The organism is Nonomuraea cavernae, from assembly GCF_040655715.1.
Classification (GTDB): domain Bacteria; phylum Actinomycetota; class Actinomycetes; order Streptosporangiales; family Streptosporangiaceae; genus Nonomuraea; species Nonomuraea cavernae_A.
In genome coordinates this window covers 78,015-94,727 of record NZ_JBFAKL010000030.1, presented here as the reverse complement: position 1 = coordinate 94,727, position 16,713 = coordinate 78,015, and the positions used below count along the sequence as shown (strand labels likewise).

General features: G+C 69.4%; 16 protein-coding genes. 7 read left to right on the top strand and 9 right to left on the bottom strand.

The features are described 5' to 3' along the window. The first annotated feature begins 142 nt into the window (after positions 1-142). Complete coding sequence (locus AB0I38_RS33365; RefSeq protein ID WP_358489691.1) at positions 143-1,495, top strand: hypothetical protein; 1,353 nt, start codon at positions 143-145, stop codon at positions 1,493-1,495. 55 nt (positions 1,496-1,550) lie between these two features. On the opposite strand, the gene AB0I38_RS33360 is transcribed toward AB0I38_RS33365, so the two are convergent. From AB0I38_RS33360 to AB0I38_RS33340, 5 genes are all read right to left on the bottom strand, one after another. Continuing rightward, on the bottom strand, positions 1,551-1,805 hold the full coding sequence (locus AB0I38_RS33360) for a hypothetical protein (RefSeq protein WP_358489688.1): 255 nt from the start codon (positions 1,803-1,805) through the stop codon (positions 1,551-1,553). 159 nt (positions 1,806-1,964) lie between these two features. Next, positions 1,965-2,849 carry an ABC transporter permease gene (locus tag AB0I38_RS33355; RefSeq protein ID WP_358489686.1) on the bottom strand — a complete coding sequence of 295 codons (885 nt, stop codon included), beginning with the start codon at positions 2,847-2,849 and terminating at the stop codon, positions 1,965-1,967. Next, on the bottom strand, positions 2,822-3,799 hold the full coding sequence (locus AB0I38_RS33350) for an ATP-binding cassette domain-containing protein (protein ID WP_358489683.1): 978 nt from the start codon (positions 3,797-3,799) through the stop codon (positions 2,822-2,824). The genes AB0I38_RS33355 and AB0I38_RS33350 overlap by 28 nt, the downstream gene beginning before the upstream one ends. Further along, entirely contained in the window at positions 3,799-4,395 is a 597-nt protein-coding gene (locus AB0I38_RS33345) for a PadR family transcriptional regulator (RefSeq protein WP_358489678.1), read from the bottom strand. Before AB0I38_RS33345 ends, AB0I38_RS33350 begins: the two co-directional genes overlap by 1 nt. Positions 4,396-4,481: 86 nt before the next feature. Beyond that, the gene (locus tag AB0I38_RS33340; protein WP_358489676.1) at positions 4,482-5,078 is read right to left on the bottom strand and encodes an SACE_7040 family transcriptional regulator; all 597 of its coding nucleotides are present in this window, start codon (positions 5,076-5,078) and stop codon (positions 4,482-4,484) included. Positions 5,079-5,142: 64 nt separating this feature from the next. On the opposite strand from AB0I38_RS33340, the gene AB0I38_RS33335 reads away from it, so the two are divergent. The 6 genes from AB0I38_RS33335 (at position 5,143) to AB0I38_RS33310 (ending at position 12,917) form a co-directional block, all read left to right on the top strand. Beyond that, complete coding sequence (locus AB0I38_RS33335) at positions 5,143-6,711, top strand: carboxyl transferase domain-containing protein (protein ID WP_358489675.1); 1,569 nt, start codon at positions 5,143-5,145, stop codon at positions 6,709-6,711. A 4-nt stretch (positions 6,712-6,715) separates the two neighbouring features. Then, positions 6,716-8,740 (top strand): biotin carboxylase N-terminal domain-containing protein, encoded by a 2,025-nt coding sequence (locus AB0I38_RS33330; RefSeq protein WP_358489671.1) that lies wholly within the window; start codon positions 6,716-6,718, stop codon positions 8,738-8,740. Beyond that, positions 8,737-9,648 (top strand): hydroxymethylglutaryl-CoA lyase, encoded by a 912-nt coding sequence (locus tag AB0I38_RS33325; RefSeq protein ID WP_358489666.1) that lies wholly within the window; start codon positions 8,737-8,739, stop codon positions 9,646-9,648. The genes AB0I38_RS33330 and AB0I38_RS33325 overlap by 4 nt, the downstream gene beginning before the upstream one ends. A gap of 5 nt (positions 9,649-9,653) precedes the next feature. Beyond that, a complete protein-coding gene (locus AB0I38_RS33320; protein WP_358489664.1) occupies positions 9,654-10,802 on the top strand; it encodes an acyl-CoA dehydrogenase family protein in 1,149 nt (382 codons plus the stop codon). A gap of 251 nt (positions 10,803-11,053) precedes the next feature. After that, positions 11,054-11,374: a hypothetical protein gene (locus AB0I38_RS33315; RefSeq protein WP_358489659.1), complete on the top strand. Its 321-nt coding sequence runs from the start codon at positions 11,054-11,056 to the stop codon at positions 11,372-11,374. Between the two features lies 1 nt (position 11,375). After that, on the top strand, positions 11,376-12,917 hold the full coding sequence (locus AB0I38_RS33310; RefSeq protein WP_358489656.1) for a hypothetical protein: 1,542 nt from the start codon (positions 11,376-11,378) through the stop codon (positions 12,915-12,917). A gap of 239 nt (positions 12,918-13,156) precedes the next feature. On the opposite strand, the gene AB0I38_RS33305 is transcribed toward AB0I38_RS33310, so the two are convergent. The 4 genes from AB0I38_RS33305 to AB0I38_RS33290 all read right to left on the bottom strand — a co-directional run bounded on the left by AB0I38_RS33305 (position 13,157) and on the right by AB0I38_RS33290 (position 16,712). Beyond that, positions 13,157-13,291, bottom strand: a complete 135-nt coding sequence (locus tag AB0I38_RS33305; RefSeq protein ID WP_358489654.1) for a hypothetical protein — start codon at positions 13,289-13,291, stop codon at positions 13,157-13,159. A 64-nt stretch (positions 13,292-13,355) separates the two neighbouring features. Continuing rightward, positions 13,356-14,267 (bottom strand): oxidoreductase, encoded by a 912-nt coding sequence (locus tag AB0I38_RS33300; RefSeq protein WP_358489651.1) that lies wholly within the window; start codon positions 14,265-14,267, stop codon positions 13,356-13,358. 118 nt (positions 14,268-14,385) lie between these two features. Further along, positions 14,386-15,159: a hypothetical protein gene (locus AB0I38_RS33295; RefSeq protein ID WP_358489649.1), complete on the bottom strand. Its 774-nt coding sequence runs from the start codon at positions 15,157-15,159 to the stop codon at positions 14,386-14,388. Next, positions 15,156-16,712, bottom strand: coding sequence for a serine/threonine-protein kinase (locus AB0I38_RS33290; RefSeq protein WP_358489647.1), 1,557 nt, complete (start codon positions 16,710-16,712; stop codon positions 15,156-15,158). Before AB0I38_RS33290 ends, AB0I38_RS33295 begins: the two co-directional genes overlap by 4 nt. Position 16,713 lies beyond the last annotated feature (1 nt).

Here is a 16,713-nt window from a genome sequence, read left to right as displayed (position 1 = left end):
GGACCGATCCGATTGACAGCGATCAATAACAGCTTGTCAGATCTCTAAACCATTGACGGGATTTATACGTCTACTGAGATAGATACGCGTGGCACCCTCAATGCCGCGTTGAAACTCCTGGGGTCTCCAGAAAGGAACCCGCATGTTACAACGCATGCGCGCGGCCGCCCTCGTGCTGGCGATGGGCGCCGGGACACTCGTCCTGGCGACACCCGCGTCGGCCGCGGCCAAAGCGCCGAGCATCTCCCCCGTAGCCATCAGTCCCGCATCGCCGATCGTCATCTTCGACAAGCCGGTCACGGCGACGTTCTCGTTCACCACGAAGGACACCGGCAAGGCCGAGCTCCAGCTCAAGCCGCCCGGCGCGAGCGTCGGCAGCCAGGTCGCGCTGACGCCGAAGCCGTTCGGCCAGTGGACCAAGTGGACCGGCACCAAGAGCTTCGAGGCCGCGAACGCCGGCCAGTGGAGCTTCCTCGCCATCGCCCACGGCGACGGTGAGAAGTCCGTCAACGGCACGTTCGAGGTCCGCAAGGCACTCGACACCAAGATCGTCGACTTCGACGCCAACCCCGACCTGGTCGACAGAGGCGACCGGATCAGGGTCTCCGCCCAGCTCCTCGCCGATGGCAAGGGCTACGGCGGCAAGTCGGTGACGATCACCTTCCGGGCCAAGGGCACCGACGCCTACCGGCACGTCACCAAGGCGACGACCGCCGCCAACGGCTGGTTCTCCGCCCACGTGAAGGCCGAGGACACCGGCTGGTGGCGGGCCGAGTTCGGCGGCGACGCGTTCGCCAGGTCCTCCGTCAGCGACACCGACCGGGTCGACGTCAAGCGCCGCGACCGCGACAGCCGGATCGTCGGGTTCGACGCCCATCCCGACCCGGTCGACAAGGGCGACAAGCTCACCTTCACCGGCGCCCTCCAGGCCGAGGGCTGGCGCTCACTACCCGGCCAGCGCGTGAACATCGTGTTCAAGGCACACGGAACCGACCGCTGGCAGTGGGTCACCAGTGACGTGACCGGCCGCGACGGTCGCTTCTGGGCCTCCACCACGGCCGAGACCTCGGGCTGGTGGCGCGCGGAGTACGCCGGAACCAAGGGGATCAACGGCTCGGCCAGCGGCACCGACTGGGTCCGCGTCGTCCAGCCCACCCCGCCGCCGGTGCAGGTCGACAAGGCCGACACCCGCCTGATCAAGTTCAACGCCTACCCGGAGCCGGTCAAGCGCGGCAAGTACGTGAAGTTCCGCGGCAAGCTGCAGGTCGACGACGAGGGCTCCTGGGAGGGCTACTCCGGCAAGGTGCGGCTCTACTTCAAGCCGGCCGGCTCGCGCACATGGCAGTACGTGAAGTCGACCTGGTCCAACGACAGCGGCAAGGTCTACACCAAGGTCAAGGGCTGGAAGTCGGGCTGGTGGAAGCTCGTCTTCCGCGGTGACGACGACACCTGGGGCGACACCAGCCGCAGGGACTACGTCCGCGTCAAGCGGTAACCATCTCACCAGCGCGACACCGAGGCCCGGGGCGCCCGCCCCGGGCCTCATCCACTCAGTTGACCCGGCTGTCGGGCGCCTGCGCGCCCATGCCCACGAGCAGCGCCTTGATCTCGGTCAAGCTCCCTTCGACGCGCTCGAACCGCTGGTCGATCTGCTCGAACCGCTGGTCGACTTGCGCGAAGCCTTCCCGCATCTCCATCCGGACCTCTTCGATCCGGGTGTCGATCCTGGCGAGGATGTTCTGCCCGACGACGCTCACGCGATCGTGCAGGGCGGTGAAGCGCTCGGCGATGCTCATGTCAGGCACGCCACTCACTGTACGAGCCTCAAGGGCCGAGACCCGGGTCTCGAGGTCACGAAATCCCTGCTGGAGGTCAAGCATGTCCGATCCTTTCGGGGGGAGGGGCCGCACATCGGGAAACCTACCCTCCGTGATCGAGCCGTCGCAGCCAGATCTGAGAAACCTTCACTCCGCCCGGCGGAACTGCGCGACCGCGAACATCAGCAGCACCCCGCCGAGCACCGCCACCAGGCCGAGTTCCAGCGGCACCGGCACCTGGTAGCCGAACCACTGGACCCCGGGATTGAGCACCGCGTTCACCTGGGCGGGGACGTCCAGGTGGGAGAAGACGGCCTGCCGCATCGGATCCACCGCGTACGTCATCGGGTTGATCACGGTGAGGAAGTGCAGCCACGACGGCAGGTTGGCCAGCGGGAACATCGCTCCCGACAGGAACACCATCGGCATGATCGCCATCTGCATCAGCCCGAAGAAGGTCTGCATGTTCTTCATCCGGGCGGCCAGCAGCACGCCGAAGGCGGTGATCGTGAAGGCGGCCAGGAACATCTCGGCCAGCAGCGTGAGCATCAGCGCCGGCGAGTAGGGGATGCCCACGAGCCCGGCCATGGCCAGGATGATGACGCCCTGCCCGGTGGCCACCAGCGCGCCGCCGAGGCACTTGCCCACGACGATCGCCCCTCGCGAGACGGGGGCGACGAGCATCTCGCGCAGGAAGCCGAACTCGCGGTCCCACACGATCGAGCCGGCGGAGAACATACCGGTCATGATCACGGTCATCGAGATCATGCCGGGATACATGAACGTACGGAAGTCGACGCCCGGGATCGAGCCCTGTACCAGCGAACCCAGCCCGGTGCCCATGACGAAGAGCCAGAGCACCGGCTGCAGCAGCATCGACAGCATGCGCGTCCGGTCGTTGACGAAGCGCAACATCTCGCGATGCAGCACCACCTTGATCGCCCGGAGGTCGTGGCCCGCGCCGCGCGCGGGTGTCCGGACGGCTATCGTCTCGGTCGCCATCGTCATCGCCTCGCCATCGTGCGCATCCACGCCATCGTGTCGTCACCGGCTTCGGCGTCGCGGATCGTGGAGCCGGTGTAGGACATGAACACGTCGTCGAGCGAGGGCCGCGAGACGCTGACCGAGGTGATCGGCATGCCGAGTTCGGCGAACAGCCGGGGCACGAACTCCTCGCCCGAGGCCACGGCGAAGGTCACCGCGCCCTCGTGCACGGCGGCGTCGAGGCCGAACCTCTCCCGGAGCGCCTCGATCGCGCGCGCGTCGTCACCGGTCTGGATCTGCACCCGGTCCTTGCCGACGCTGGCCTTCAGCGCCTCCGGCGAGTCGATGACGACGATCTCGCCGTGGTCGATGATCGCGATCCGGTCGCAGTATTCGGCCTCCTCCATGTAGTGCGTGGTCATGAAGATCGTGATGTCCTCCATGCGCCGCAGCTGGTTGATGTAGCCCCAGATGGCCGAGCGGGTCTGCGGGTCGAGCCCGACGGTCGGCTCGTCCAGGAACAGCACCCGGGGCGAGTGGAGCAGGCCGCGGGCGATCTCCAGCCGCCGCTTCATGCCGCCGGAGAACGTCATGACCTTGGCGTCCTTGCGGTCCCAGAGCGCGACCATCTCCATGACCTGCCGGATCCGGTCGCCGACCACGCTCTTCGGCACGCCGTACAGCTCCGCGTGGAAGCGCAGGTTCTGCTCGGCGCTCAGGTAGCCGTCGAGGGTCGGGTCCTGGAAGACCAGGCCGATGTTGCGGCGTACGTCATCGCGTTGGCGGACGACGTCGTAGCCGGCGACGGTGGCGCTGCCGCCCGTGGGGTTGACCAGCGTGCACAGCATGCTGATCGTGGTGGTCTTGCCGGCGCCGTTGGGGCCGAGGAAGCCGAACACCTCACCGGGCGCCACCTCGAAGTCGACGCCCTTGACCGCCTCGACCTTCCCATAGCTCTTGGATAACCGCCGTACGGTCACCGCCGTCTGGTCGGGCATCAGTCCTCCGCCAGGATCTGGAAAACGGATCTACGTGTCTGCCTGAGCAACTGCTTGGCCGCGACGACCTGCTGGTCGTTGGCCGTGCGCGTCAGGTGCGTGAACGCCTCGTTGAGCTGGGCCCACAGCAGGCGCAGCTCGTGGCGGTCCTCGGGGATCGTGCGGGCCACCTCGTCCCAGGGGGCCTCGGCGCCGAGCTGCCGATCGGCCTGCGCGCGGCCCTGCTCGGTCAGCCGGTAGGTGCGGGTGCCGCCGGACTCGTCGCCGGTCACCAGGCCCTCGTCCTCCAACTGCTGGAGCGCGGGGTAGACCGAGCCGGGGCTCGGCCGCCACACGCCCCGGCTGCGGGCCTCGATGTCCTGGATCATCTGGTAGCCGTTCTTCGGCTCCTCGGCGAGCAGGGTCAGCAGCGCCGCCCGCACGTCACCTCGCCGGACGCGGGGCGCGTCGCCCTCCCAGCCCGCAGGGGGGAGTGGCGGCGGTGGATGCACCGGCGGGAAGGGCGTCGGGGGAACGACCGAGCCATGGGGGAACGGGGGAACGGTCGCGCCGTGGGGGATCGGGGGGAAGCCCGGATGATCGTCCCAAGCGTGCATGAACAACACCTCCAACTATCGAGATACCTTGACGATATATCTAGATAGTTGAGCCGACAAGGCGTTTTCGGTGAATGCGGAGAGTGTTAGCGAGCGTTAACTGCGGCCTCGATCGCGGCCCGCGCCATCGCGTGCAGCAGGGGCCGCATGGCCTCGGGCGGCAGCTCGCCGGCGCTGTGCGGGGTGGAGTTGAGCAGGCCGAAGACGGCGTGCGTGGCCGCGCGCAGCCGCGCCGCCGGGCACGACGGGTGCAACTCGGCCAGCACGGTCACCCACTCCTCGACGTAGAGCCGCTGCAGCCGCCTGATCTGCCGCCGGGCGGGCTCGGGCACGTTGCCCAGCTCGCGGTCGTGCACGGTGATCAGCGCGGGCTGCTCCAGGGCGAACGTGATCTGCGTGTTGAGCAGCGCGTCGAGCGTCTCGGCCGGCCCGCCGGACGCGGTCACGACGGCTACCGCCGACTCGCGCAGCCGCGAGCTGATGCCGAGCAGCATCTCGGCGAGCAGCGCCTCCTTGCCGCTGAAGTGCCGGTAGAGCGCGGGGCCGGAGATGCCGACCGCCCCTCCGATGTCCTCGATCGAGACGCCGTGGAAGCCGCGGGCGGCGAACAGCCTCGCGGCGGCGTCGAGGATTTCGGTGCGCCGGTTGCCGCGATTGCGGGTAGGTGTCCGGGCAGTCGTCACGTCTCACATGCTAGACGGTTTCGTTAATGATGACTAACATCTCGCACATGATGAAAGGGATGTCATGAGCGACTGGCCGGTGCTGAAGTCGTCCGCCGACCCCGGCGGCGAGCTCTTCAAGCGCAACGCCGAGCTCAACGAGCGGCTGGCCGCCGAGCTGCTGGAGCGGCTCACCGCGGCGGCTCTGGGCGGTCCCGAGCGGTCGCGGCGGCGGCACGTCGAGCGGGGCAAGCTGCTGCCGCGTGACCGCGTCGACGGCCTGCTCGACCCCGGCTCCCGCTTCCTGGAGCTGTCCCCGCTGGCGGCCGGCGGGCTCTACGACGACCAGGCGCCCGCCGCCGGCATCATCACCGGCGTCGGCAGGGTCGCCGGGCGCGAGTGCGTGATCGTGGCCAACGACGCCACCGTCAAGGGCGGCACCTACTACCCGATCACCGTCAAGAAGCACCTGCGCGCGCAGGAGGTGGCGCTGCACAACCGGCTGCCGTGCGTCTACCTCGTCGACTCCGGCGGCGCGTTCCTGCCCCTCCAGGACGAGGTGTTCCCCGACCGTGAGCACTTCGGCCGGATCTTCTACAACCAGGCCACGATGTCCGCGCGGGGCATCCCGCAGATCGCCGCCGTTCTCGGATCCTGTACGGCCGGCGGCGCGTACGTGCCGGCGATGAGCGACGAGGCGGTCATCGTGCGCGGCCAGGGCACGATCTTCCTGGGCGGCCCGCCGCTGGTGAAGGCGGCCACCGGCGAGGAGGTCACGGCCGAGGAGCTCGGCGGCGGCGACCTGCACTCCCGGGTCAGCGGCGTCACTGACCACCTGGCCGAGGACGACGCGCACGCGCTGGCCATCGTCCGCGGCATCGTCTCCACGCTGGCTCCCCGGGCCGAGCGGCCGTGGCACACGATCCCGCCGGAGGAGCCCGCGCACGATCCGCGCGACCTCTACGGCATCGTGCCCGCCGACACCCGGCAGCCCTACGACGTGCGCGAGGTCATCGCCCGGCTCGTCGACGGGTCGCGGTTCCTGGAGTTCAAGGCCGAGTACGGCGCCACGCTGGTCACCGGCTTCGCCCACCTGCACGGCCACCCGGTCGGGATCGTCGCCAACAACGGCATCCTGTTCAGCGAGTCGGCGATGAAGGGAGCCCACTTCATCGAGCTGTGCGACCAGCGGAAGATCCCGCTGGTGTTCCTGCAGAACATCAGCGGGTTCATGGTCGGCAAGGCGTACGAGGCGGGTGGCATCGCCAAGCACGGCGCCAAGATGGTCACGGCGGTCTCGTGCGCGCGGGTGCCGAAGTTCACCGTGGTGATCGGCGGGTCGTTCGGCGCGGGCAACTACGCGATGGCCGGGCGGGCCTACTCGCCCAGGTTCCTGTGGATGTGGCCCAACGCCCGCATCTCGGTCATGGGCGGTGAGCAGGCCGCCAACGTGCTCACCACCGTGGGCGACGCCGACGGCGACGCGATCCGCGCCCAGTACGAACACCAGGGCAACCCCTACTACTCCACCGCCAGGCTCTGGGACGACGGCGTGATCGACCCCCTCGACACCCGCACCGTGCTCGGCCTGGCCCTCTCCGCGGCGGCCAACGCCCCGCTCGACCCCGTCGCCTACGGCGTCTTCCGGATGTGATCGCATGGCTCCTTCACCGCACATGTTCGACCGGGTGCTCATCGCCAACCGGGGTGAGATCGCGGTCCGGATCATCCGCACCCTGCGCCGGCTCGGCGTCACGTCGGTGGCCGTCCACACCGCGTCGGACGCGGGCGCGCGCCACGTCCTCGACGCCGACATAGCCCTCCAGGTCCCGAAATATCTGGACATGGGGGCGATGGTGGCGGCGGCCGTCGAGTCCGGCGCCCAGGCCGTCCATCCCGGATACGGCTTCCTCGCCGAGAACGCCGAGTTCGCCCGCCGCTGCGCCGAGGCCGGGCTGGTCTTCGTCGGCCCGCCGCCCGAGGCGATCGACGCGATGGGCGACAAGATCCGCGCCAAGGCCACCGTGTCGGCCGCCGGGGTCCCCGTGGTGCCGGGCGGCGCCGAGCCGGACGACGAGCTGACCGCCTGGGCCGACTTCCCCGCGCTGATCAAGCCCTCGGCAGGGGGCGGCGGCAAGGGCATGGTGCTGGTCAGGTCCGCCGCCGAGCTGCCCGACGCGCTGGAGTCGGCCCGCCGTACGGCCCGCGCGGCGTTCGGCGACGGCACCCTGCTGATCGAGCGCTACGTCGCGAACCCACGCCACATCGAGATCCAGGTGCTGGCCGACACCCACGGCAACGTCCTGCACCTGGGCGAACGCGAGTGCAGCCTGCAACGACGGCACCAGAAGATCGTCGAGGAGGCGCCGTCCCCGTTCGTGGACGCGGCGATGCGCGACCGGATGGGCACGGCCGCGGTGGAGGCCGCCCGCGCGGTGGGCTACGTCGGGGCGGGCACGGTCGAGTTCATCGTCGACGGCACGACCGGCGAGCACCACTTCATGGAGATGAACACCCGCCTCCAGGTGGAGCACCCGGTCACCGAGCTGGTCACGGGCCTCGACCTGGTCGAGCTCCAGCTCCGGGCGGCCGCCGGCGAGCCGCTGCCGCTCACCCAGGATCAGGTACGCCTTGACGGACACGCCGTCGAGGCCCGCCTCTACGCCGAGGATCCCGCCCGCGGCTTCCTCCCCACCGGCGGCCCGGTCCTCGCGCTGCGCGAGCCCGAGGGCGTCCGGGTCGACTCCGGGTTGGTGGAGGGCGGGGTCGTCGGCAGTGAGTTCGACCCGATGCTGGCCAAGGTCGTGGCCTGGGCGCCCGACCGGGAGGCCGCGCTGCGGCGGCTCGACCGGGCGCTGGGCGAGACCGCGATCCTCGGCGTCACCACCAACATCCCGTTCCTGCGCGCCCTGGTCACGCACCCGGAGGTCCGGGCGGGCCGGCTCGACACCGGGCTGGTCGAGCGGATCCTGCCCGGCCTGCTGCCGGCGGCCGAGGTGCCCGCCGAGGTGCTGGCCGCCGCCGCGCTCGTCTTCCACACCATGCCGCAGAGCGGCGACCCGTGGGACGCCACCGACGGCTGGCGGGTCGGCCGGCCCGCCTGGACCACCTGGCGGCTGGAGGCCCGCGACGGGCCGCACGCCGTCCAGGTCCGCGGCCTGCCGGAGCGGGCGGCCGAAGTACGCCCCCACGACCTTCCCGGCGTCCCGGCCTCGGCCGGCGCGGATGCCGAGGGCGTCGTTCCGGAGGGTGCCGGCAGCGGCGGGCGGGGCGTCCCCGCCCGGGTCCGGCGCCACGGCGACACGCTGACCGTCACCCTCGGCGACCGCGCCGAGCACTACGCCCACGTCCGCCGGGGCGACACGCTCTGGCTCGGCAGGGGCGGCGCGGCCTGGGCCGTCACCCGCCACCGCATCGGCGACCCGGGCGACCGTCCCGGCGCGGCCGGGGCCGGTGACGGCGTGGTCAGGAGCCCGATGCCCGGCACCGTCCTGGTGGTGAAGGCCCAGCAGGGCGAGCGGGTCAGCGAGGGCCAGCCACTGCTGATCGTGGAGGCCATGAAGATGGAGCACACCGTGACGGCCCCCCTCGACGGCCTGGTCGCCGAGCTGCGCGTGCAGGCGGGCCAGCCGGTCGACATGGACGCCGTCCTGGCCGTGGTCACGCCCGAGGAGGTCTCATGAGCCGGCCGTACCCGATGGCGGGGCTTCCCCAGCACGTCACCGTCTACGAGGTCGGGCCGCGTGACGGGCTGCAGAACGAGTCCGCGATCATCCCCGTCGAGGTGAAGGCGGAGTTCATCGACCGCCTCGCCGACGCCGGGCACAAGGTGATCGAGGCGACCAGTTTCGTGCACCCGAGATGGGTCCCGCAACTGGCCGACGCCGAGGAGCTGCTGACCGGGCTCGACCGGCGGCCGGGGATCCGCTACCCGGTGCTCGTGCCCAACGAACGCGGTCTCGACCGGGCGCTGGCCCATGACGTCGAGGAGATCGCGGTGTTCGCCAGCGCCACCGAGACGTTCGCCGCCAAGAACCTCAACCGCAGCCTGGAAAGCCAGTTCGACATGTTCGAGCCGGTCGTCGCCAGGGCGCTGGACAACGGCGTCAAGGTCCGCGCGTACGTCTCCATGTGCTTCGGCGACCCCTGGGAAGGTCAGACGCCGATCGCGCAGGTCGTCGCGGTCGGCGAGCGGCTGCTCGGGCTCGGCTGCCACGAGCTGTCGCTCGGCGACACCATCGGCGTCGGCACGCCCGGTCACGTGACCGCCCTGATCGAGGCGTTCCGCGAACCCGACCGGCTGGCCGTGCACTTCCACGACACGTACGGCCAGGCGCTCGGCAACACGCTGGCCGCGCTCAAGGCCGGCGTCACCACCGTCGACGCCTCCACGGGCGGCATCGGCGGCTGCCCCTACGCCGAGTCGGCCACCGGCAACCTCGCCACCGAAGACCTCGTCTGGATGCTGCGCGGCCTGGGCATCGAGACCGGCCTCGACCTCGGCAAGCTCGTGGCCACCAGCACCTGGCTGGCCGAGCGGCTCGGCCGCCCCAGCCCCTCCCGCGTCGTCCAGGCCCTGTCGAAAGGCTGACACCCATGTTCACCAGCGAGCTCACCAGCGAGTACGAAGAGCTGCGCAAGACCGTCGAGGCGTTCGCCCGTGACGTCGTCGCCCCGGTGATCGGCGACTACTACGAGCGCGAGGAGTTCCCGTACGACATCGTGCGGCAGATGGGCGCGATGGGGTTGTTCGGGCTGCCCATCCCCGAGGAGTACGGCGGGATGGGCGGCGACTCCTTCGCCCTCTGCCTGGCCCTGGAGGAACTGGCCCGCGTCGACTCCAGCGTGTCGATCACCGTGGAGGCCGCGGTGTCGCTGGGCGCGATGCCCATCTACCGCTACGGCACGCCCGCCCAGCGCGAGGAGTGGCTGCCCCGGCTGACCTCGGGCGAGATGCTCGGCGCGTTCGGCCTGACCGAGCCCGGTGGCGGCTCCGACGTGCCGGGCGGCATGCGCACCACGGCCGTGCTGGACGGCGGCGAGTGGGTGATCAACGGCACGAAGGCGTTCATCACCAACTCCGGCACCGACATCACCGGCCTCGTCGCCGTAGCCGCCCTCACCGGTGAGCGGGAGATCTCCACGATCCTCGTGCCGAGCGGCACCCCGGGGTTCACCGTGTCGAAGAAGTACTCCAAGGTCGGCTGGAACGCCTCCGACACCCGTGAGCTGTCGTTCTCCGACTGCCGCGTGCCCGCCGCCAACCTGCTCGGCGAGCGCGGCCGGGGCTACGCGCAGTTCCTGCAGACCCTCGACGAGGGCCGCGTCGCCATCGCGGCCGTCGGTGTCGGCCTCGCGCAGGGCTGCGTCGACGAGTGCCTGCGCTACGTCAGGGACAGGAAGGCGTTCGGTCACCCGATCGGCCACTACCAGGCCATCCAGTTCAAGATCGCAGACATGGAGGCCCGCGCCCACACCGCCCGCCTGGCCTACTACCACGCGGCCGCGAAGATGCTGGCCGGGGTGCCGTTCAAGAAGGAGGCGGCGATCGCCAAGCTCGTCTCGTCCAACGCGGCCATGGACAACTCCCGCGACGCCACCCAGATCTTCGGCGGTTACGGCTTCATGAACGAGTTCCCGGTCGGCCGTTTTTACCGCGACGCCAAGATCCTCGAGATCGGCGAGGGCACCAGCGAGGTCCAGCGCATGCTCATCGCCCGCCAACTCGGCCTCGGCGACCTCTGATTGAGCGTGCAGGCGGGATCCGCGTGTCCCAGGTATTCGCCAGTTCCTTGACGGAGACGGCGGCCGCGAGCATGAGGCTCGCATATAAGTGCCGCAGCTGGTGCAGTCCCTCCTTGTGAGTGGTGTCCCGGCTGCGACCTATAAGAAACTTGCAACATCCCAACTCTCTGGAACGATTTACCGAGAGGGGGCAACCGCTCCTCGACCACAGACGTCAGAGATGGCGGTCATGGAACCGAGCGAGGGACAACATGCAGGTCAACAATCTGGGATCAATAACCAACCAGACCAATATCGACCATAGTGTCGCCCTCTCGCGAGACGATCTTCAAGTCGGAGTGGCGCATCTTAGGAAGCTGATCGAAGCCGGAGTTATCCCAGAGAGCGTGGGATCTGAGGTGGTCGCCGAAGTCGAGGCGAGCTTGAACGAGGCGAATGGCCAGCCTACCGGCCGGTTGAAAGGCGCACTTCAGAGGCTGCGGGACCTGCTCGCGGTCGGCGGAGCGTCCGCTGACGACGTCGCCAAGGTCGCCAGTGCGATAACCGCCATATCGGCGATCGTCGGGGGGTGAGATGACGGATCTCGCCGATGACACGGTTCCGGTCGGGCCTGACCAGAGCGAGATGCACGTTAACAATCACGCCCCGGTCGGTAACCAGCAGAATATCGAGAACTATTACGGCGAAGATCGGCCGCCTGAGGAGCGTCTCAACACGGCCCGCCGGACCCTGGAGGAAAGGCGGTGGACACAGGCCTGCGAGCATTACGCGGATTACCTGAAGTCCGAACCTGCCTCGACGGCGGAGAAGATGGCCGAAGTGCGGGTAGAGAACGCCCTGGCCAGACTGCAGGGGAGACGGCCTCGTGCTCTTTCGGATCGCATCCAGAACGAGGTTCACACGCTCTTGTCTCGGGCTTGCGAACTCGATCCTGGCTCGGCAGCGGCCACTGTCCTCATGGCCATCTTCAACGAAGACCTCGATCACGCGTTTTTGCGCGAGACGAACTCCTCTGATGAGGTACAGCGTGCGAGTGAGAACCTAGATCTTGGGTGGGCGCGGCGGATCGTGACGGCGATCTCAGTTCGCGAATCACTGACCTGGAAGACTCTCGATCAACGGGTCACCCCCGGTGGCACCACGCCGACTGCGATGCTGACCTTGATCAGCGAAGAGGAGCGGGGAGAGCGTGAACATCGAATGCGTACACTGTTCACCCCGGTCCCGGCAACACCGGTGCGGCAACCACGTCTCAACCCGGCCTTCGGCCTTCTTCCTCTAGTTGGCGGCGGTGTCATCGTCTGGGTCGCCATCGCTCTGCTGGCAGGGTACGGGGCTCCTTGGTGGTCGCTGATGTCACCCGCTCCATATATCGGCATGTTGGGTGCCGGTGCGGTTTCCCTTGGTGGCTGGCTGACATTCAAGGCGCTATTCGTCAACTGGCGGCAGGGCCGACTTTTCCGTCGCGCCATGGGAGAGTATCGAGAACAGCAGCGCCTCTATGAGGAGAACCTTCCCGACGAAACCCAGATAACCCGCTGGTTCAAGCACGATGTCGCGGTCATCGTAGATCGGGCCCTGACCCGTTTGGGCATCGTGATGGAGGAGCTGCACAACACAGGGCGCATCACTGACCCACTCGTTATAGTGGGACCTGCTAACCCACCGAAGACCAAATTGGTGCGGCACCGCCGAGTTGGAGACCGTTACATCGCCTCTCGCTATACGGTCTTCGTGGTGTGTATGGCAGATTATAAGCTGGGGGCGTATCGGACGACCTTGGACTCTATCACGGGCATGCGTGAGCCCGAGGAACAGACGAGCGAATACCGTTATCGGGACATCGTCTCCGTGAATGTCAAGACCGTTCGGCTGGATCTTCCGCCGGGCGCTCAGAAGACTGAGGACGCCGAGCCTACTTACGCCTTCGTCGATGCCGAGGAAAAACACACCGTGGCAGAGCGGTTCACCCTCATAGTGCCTGGCGACCGTTTCACGGTGACAACGAAGGTCAGTACCGAGGACGGCAGGGGATCGTGGATCGACTTCTCCAAGGCGGATCGTGCGTTGGCTGCTATCCGGCGGCGGATCGCCACCAGCACCGGACTGGCGTAACCAGCGAGCGGTGCTGGTATTGAACCTGGACACTTATCCGCGAGAGATGACGGAAGGCGCCCGATGGCAAATTCCCTCAGTGGCCATGCGGCTTGGGTGGCGCAGGCCGTGATCCCTCGTGTCGGAGATCCTGTGAGGTCCAGCGCATGCTCATCGCCCGCCAACTCGGCCTCGGCGACCTCTGACCCGCGCGGTGCATTGTTCATTCGGCCATCGCAGTGGCGGCGATGGCCCTTACATCAATGTGCTGACGCGCATAGTTCCTGATAAGCGTCGCGCAGCTCGTTGCCGCCGGGAGCGTTGAGTGACTCCACGGAGGTGATCACCTCGGCTGCTCTCCAGTAGTTGGACGGGACCAGGAGACCGCTGGTCACGGCGGTCAGGGTGGTGTGGACTCTTTGGTCCGGGTTCGCTCATGCACCTCGACGCGCGATGCGGTCAGTCGGCGTCTCCACCTTGGTGAAGTGAGTCAAGGCGGGCCAGGTCTTCCTCCGAGAGCCGCAGCGCACCGGCGGCCACGTTGGCGACCAGGTGATCGGGGTTGCCGGTGCCCGGGATGGCCAGCACGTGCGGCCCGCGCCGCAGCGTCCACGCAAGGCGGACCTGCGCCGGCGTGACGCCGTGGGCTCGTGCGACGGCGAGAACCTCCTCACTGTCGGTGCCGCTCGCGCCCGCCGCGCCCCCTTCACCGGCGATCGCGAAGAAGGGCACGAACGCGATGCCCTGCTCGCCGCACGCCCGCAGGAACGCGTCATCGCCGGCGCTGCGGGAGTCGAGGCCGTACCGGTTCTGCACGCAGACCACCGGCGCGATGGACTGCGCCTCCGCGAGCTGCTCCGGCCTGGCGTTGGAGATGCCCAGGTGCCGGATCAGCCCGGCCTCGCGCAGGTCGGCCAGCGCGCCGAAATGCTCGGCGATCGGGCCGGGTCCGCTGAGGCGCAGATTCACCACGTCGAGGTGGTCACGACCGAGCTGGCGTAGATTCTCCTCGACCTGGCCGCGCAGCTGCTCCGGCGCGGCCCAGGGCAGCCACGCACCCGAAGAATCCCGGCTCGGGCCGACCTTGGTGGCGATGACCAGATCGTCAGGGTACGGGGCCAGCGCCCGATTGATCAGTTCGTTGGCGGAACGCAAAGGGGAGAAGTAGAACGCGGCGGTGTCGATGTGGTTGACGCCGAGCTCTATCGCGCGCCGCAGCACCCTGATCGACCGGTCGCGGTCGCTCGGCGTGCCGAGGTCGAAGGCGGCGCTGCCCGTCAGGCGCATCGCGCCGAAGCCGATCCGGTTGACGGTCAGGTCGCCGAGCCGCCAGGTGCCCGCGCGCGCCGCGTTGATCGTCTCTGAGGTCATGATCGGAGTCTTCCACATCATCTTCGAGGTCCGGCGCCACCGGCGAGGCGCGAACGCCGCGCGGGACTTCTTCGGCCTGGTTCTCCCGGCACCGCGGCTGACGCTCTGACGGCGACCGTCAATCGCCGGTGCCGAGCTTGGTGGCGATCGCCGTGGCCATCTCCAGCGCGCCCTTGGTGAGCCTGTCCGACGGGTCCTCGGGGACGCGTCGCTGGTAGACCACCTGGATCACGGCGTTGCTGACCCGTACGCCGACGGTCGCCGTGGTCGGGCCGTTGCCGGTGCCGCCGGGCATGGTGAAGCGGGTGGTCCAGGAGGAGTCGCCGATGGGCGGGTCGGCGGGGGAGGAGTCGCGGGCCAGCAGCACGGCCTCCTGCCGCTGCGCCACGTGCTGCTCATGCGCCGCCGCCACATCGCCCGGGAAGACCTTCACGTACACCCTGAGCTGGAACGACATGTTGTCCGGCAGAGAGGCTCCCCGGGGCAGCGTGGACCACTCGCACTCGTCCGCCCGGATCTGCGACTTGTCGTCGGGATAGAGCGTGAGCTTCTTGACCAGGTCCTCGTCGGCCAGCGCGCACGGGTCGGCCTCCTTGGTGATCGTGGCGGGGCCGGTCGGGGCGGGTTCGCTCGTCGGGGACTGCTCGCTCGGCGACGGCTCGGGCGCGGCCGTTCCCGCCTGTGCGGGCGGCGTCGCGGCCGGAGTGGCCGAGGCGGCCGGCTCGGGCTCGCGGGTGAGCAGGAACACGACGGTGAACAGCATGAGCACGACGACGGTCATGGCCGCGCCCAGCATCACGGGCGTCACCCGCAGCCCCGGCCGGGACTGCTGGGTGGGAGCGGTGCGCTGCACGGCCACGGTCGGGGACTGGTCTCGCTGGTTGGGGTTCATGACGCCTTCTGAAGGGTGTCGGCCACCGCGCGGGCGGTCGTGACTGCGGTGTCGCGGAGTTCCTCGGTCACCTTCGTACGCTTGGGATGGCTGACCTCGATCTGGACGATCACGTTGCTGACGCGCATCCAGACGGTGGTGGTCGAGGTGGTGGTGATCCCCGCCTCCTTGTCCTGGGCGGCGGCCTCGTCGCCCGCGGACACGCGCCTGGTGCGGCCGACCGTCACGGTCTCCGCGCTGCCGGCCGCCGCGTCGCGCGACTTCACGGTCTGGGCGAACGTCCGCTCGGCCGCCGCGATCTCGCCGGTGTGCTTGACCTTGAGGATGATCGAGGTGTTCTCGAGCAGGCCGAGCGAGCCGGCGGACCAGTAGCACTCGCTCTCGTCGTACATACGGGGCTGGCGGGAGCGGCCGCCGGGAAGGATGTCCTCGGCTTGGTCCTCGGTGAGCAGCTTGCAGGCCCTGGGCGGCTCGGCGAACCTGCCGTCGCCCCTGGCCACCGGCGTCGGGGGTGCCGTGGCGGTGGCCGGGGGCGGGGTGGCCGGCCCGGCCGGCACCGTGAGGGAGGGAGGCGTGACGGTCGTGGTGGTGGCCGTGGTCGCGGCCGGTGATCCGGTGCCGTTGAGCAGGACGACCGCCGTGACCGTGGCCGCCGTACCGGCTGCCAGGCCGCCGAACAGCAGGCGGGAACGTCGCGGGCGGGCCCGCACCGGGACCGTGACAGCGGCTGCCTCGCGAGGGCGGCCGGGCAGGGGCGTGGCCAGCGTCCGCAGGTGCGCCGCGACCGCGTGCGGGTGCGGCCGGGCGGCCGGGTTCTTGTCGAGCATGGCCAGCAGCAGGCCGCCGAGCGGGCCCGCGTTGACCGGTGGCGGTGGTGGCTGGGTGAGCACGGCCGCGATGACCGCCATCGTCGAGTCGCGGTCGAACGGCTGCCTGCCCTCGGCGGCCAGGTAGAGGGCGGCGGCCAGCGACCACAGGTCGGCGGCCGGGCCGGCCCGCTCCGCCCGCAGGTGCTCGGGCGCGATGTAGCCGGGAGAGCCGGGGACGTGGCCGGACGCCGCGTGGGTGGCGGGCACGTCGGCGGTGTGCGCGGCGATGCCGAAGTCGGTCAGCACCACTTCGCCCGCGTCGGTGATCATGATGTTGCCCGGTTTGACGTCTCGGTGCAGGATGCCCCGGCGGTGCGCGGCCTCCAGCGCGTCGAGCACCCGCAGGCCGACCGTGGCCACCTGGCCGACCGGCAGCGGGCCGTGTTGCCTGACCAGGTCGCCCAGGGAGCGACCGGCCAGCAGGTCCATGATGATCCACGGTTGGCCGTCCTCCGAGATCACGTCGTGCACGGTGATGATCGAGGGATGGCTGAGCGACGCCGCCGCGCGGGCCTCGCGCAACGTGTCGACCAGCGCCTGACCCCGGTCCTCGCCCGGCGGCAGGCGTACCTCCTTGACCGCGACCTCACGGTGCAGCAGCTCGTCGCGGGCCCGCCACACCGTGCCCGCGCCGCCCGCGCCGAGCGGCGCGAGCAGCAGGTAGCGTCCGGCGATCGTTCTCATG

Bases quoted from the DNA above. Each gene is read 5' to 3' on its own strand.
- AB0I38_RS33365 (WP_358489691.1), top strand. From the start codon at position 143: ATGTTACAACGCATGCGCGCGGCCGCCCTCGTGCTGGCGATGGGCGCC.
- AB0I38_RS33350 (WP_358489683.1), bottom strand. From the start codon at position 3,799: ATGCCCGACCAGACGGCGGTGACCGTACGGCGGTTATCCAAGAGCTAT.
- AB0I38_RS33345 (WP_358489678.1), bottom strand. From the start codon at position 4,395: ATGCACGCTTGGGACGATCATCCGGGCTTCCCCCCGATCCCCCACGGC.
- AB0I38_RS33335 (WP_358489675.1), top strand. From the start codon at position 5,143: ATGAGCGACTGGCCGGTGCTGAAGTCGTCCGCCGACCCCGGCGGCGAG.
- AB0I38_RS33330 (WP_358489671.1), top strand. From the start codon at position 6,716: ATGGCTCCTTCACCGCACATGTTCGACCGGGTGCTCATCGCCAACCGG.
- AB0I38_RS33325 (WP_358489666.1), top strand. From the start codon at position 8,737: ATGAGCCGGCCGTACCCGATGGCGGGGCTTCCCCAGCACGTCACCGTC.
- AB0I38_RS33320 (WP_358489664.1), top strand. From the start codon at position 9,654: ATGTTCACCAGCGAGCTCACCAGCGAGTACGAAGAGCTGCGCAAGACC.
- AB0I38_RS33315 (WP_358489659.1), top strand. From the start codon at position 11,054: ATGCAGGTCAACAATCTGGGATCAATAACCAACCAGACCAATATCGAC.
- AB0I38_RS33310 (WP_358489656.1), top strand. From the start codon at position 11,376: ATGACGGATCTCGCCGATGACACGGTTCCGGTCGGGCCTGACCAGAGC.
- AB0I38_RS33300 (WP_358489651.1), bottom strand. From the start codon at position 14,267: ATGACCTCAGAGACGATCAACGCGGCGCGCGCGGGCACCTGGCGGCTC.
- AB0I38_RS33295 (WP_358489649.1), bottom strand. From the start codon at position 15,159: ATGAACCCCAACCAGCGAGACCAGTCCCCGACCGTGGCCGTGCAGCGC.
- AB0I38_RS33290 (WP_358489647.1), bottom strand. From the start codon at position 16,712: ATGAGAACGATCGCCGGACGCTACCTGCTGCTCGCGCCGCTCGGCGCG.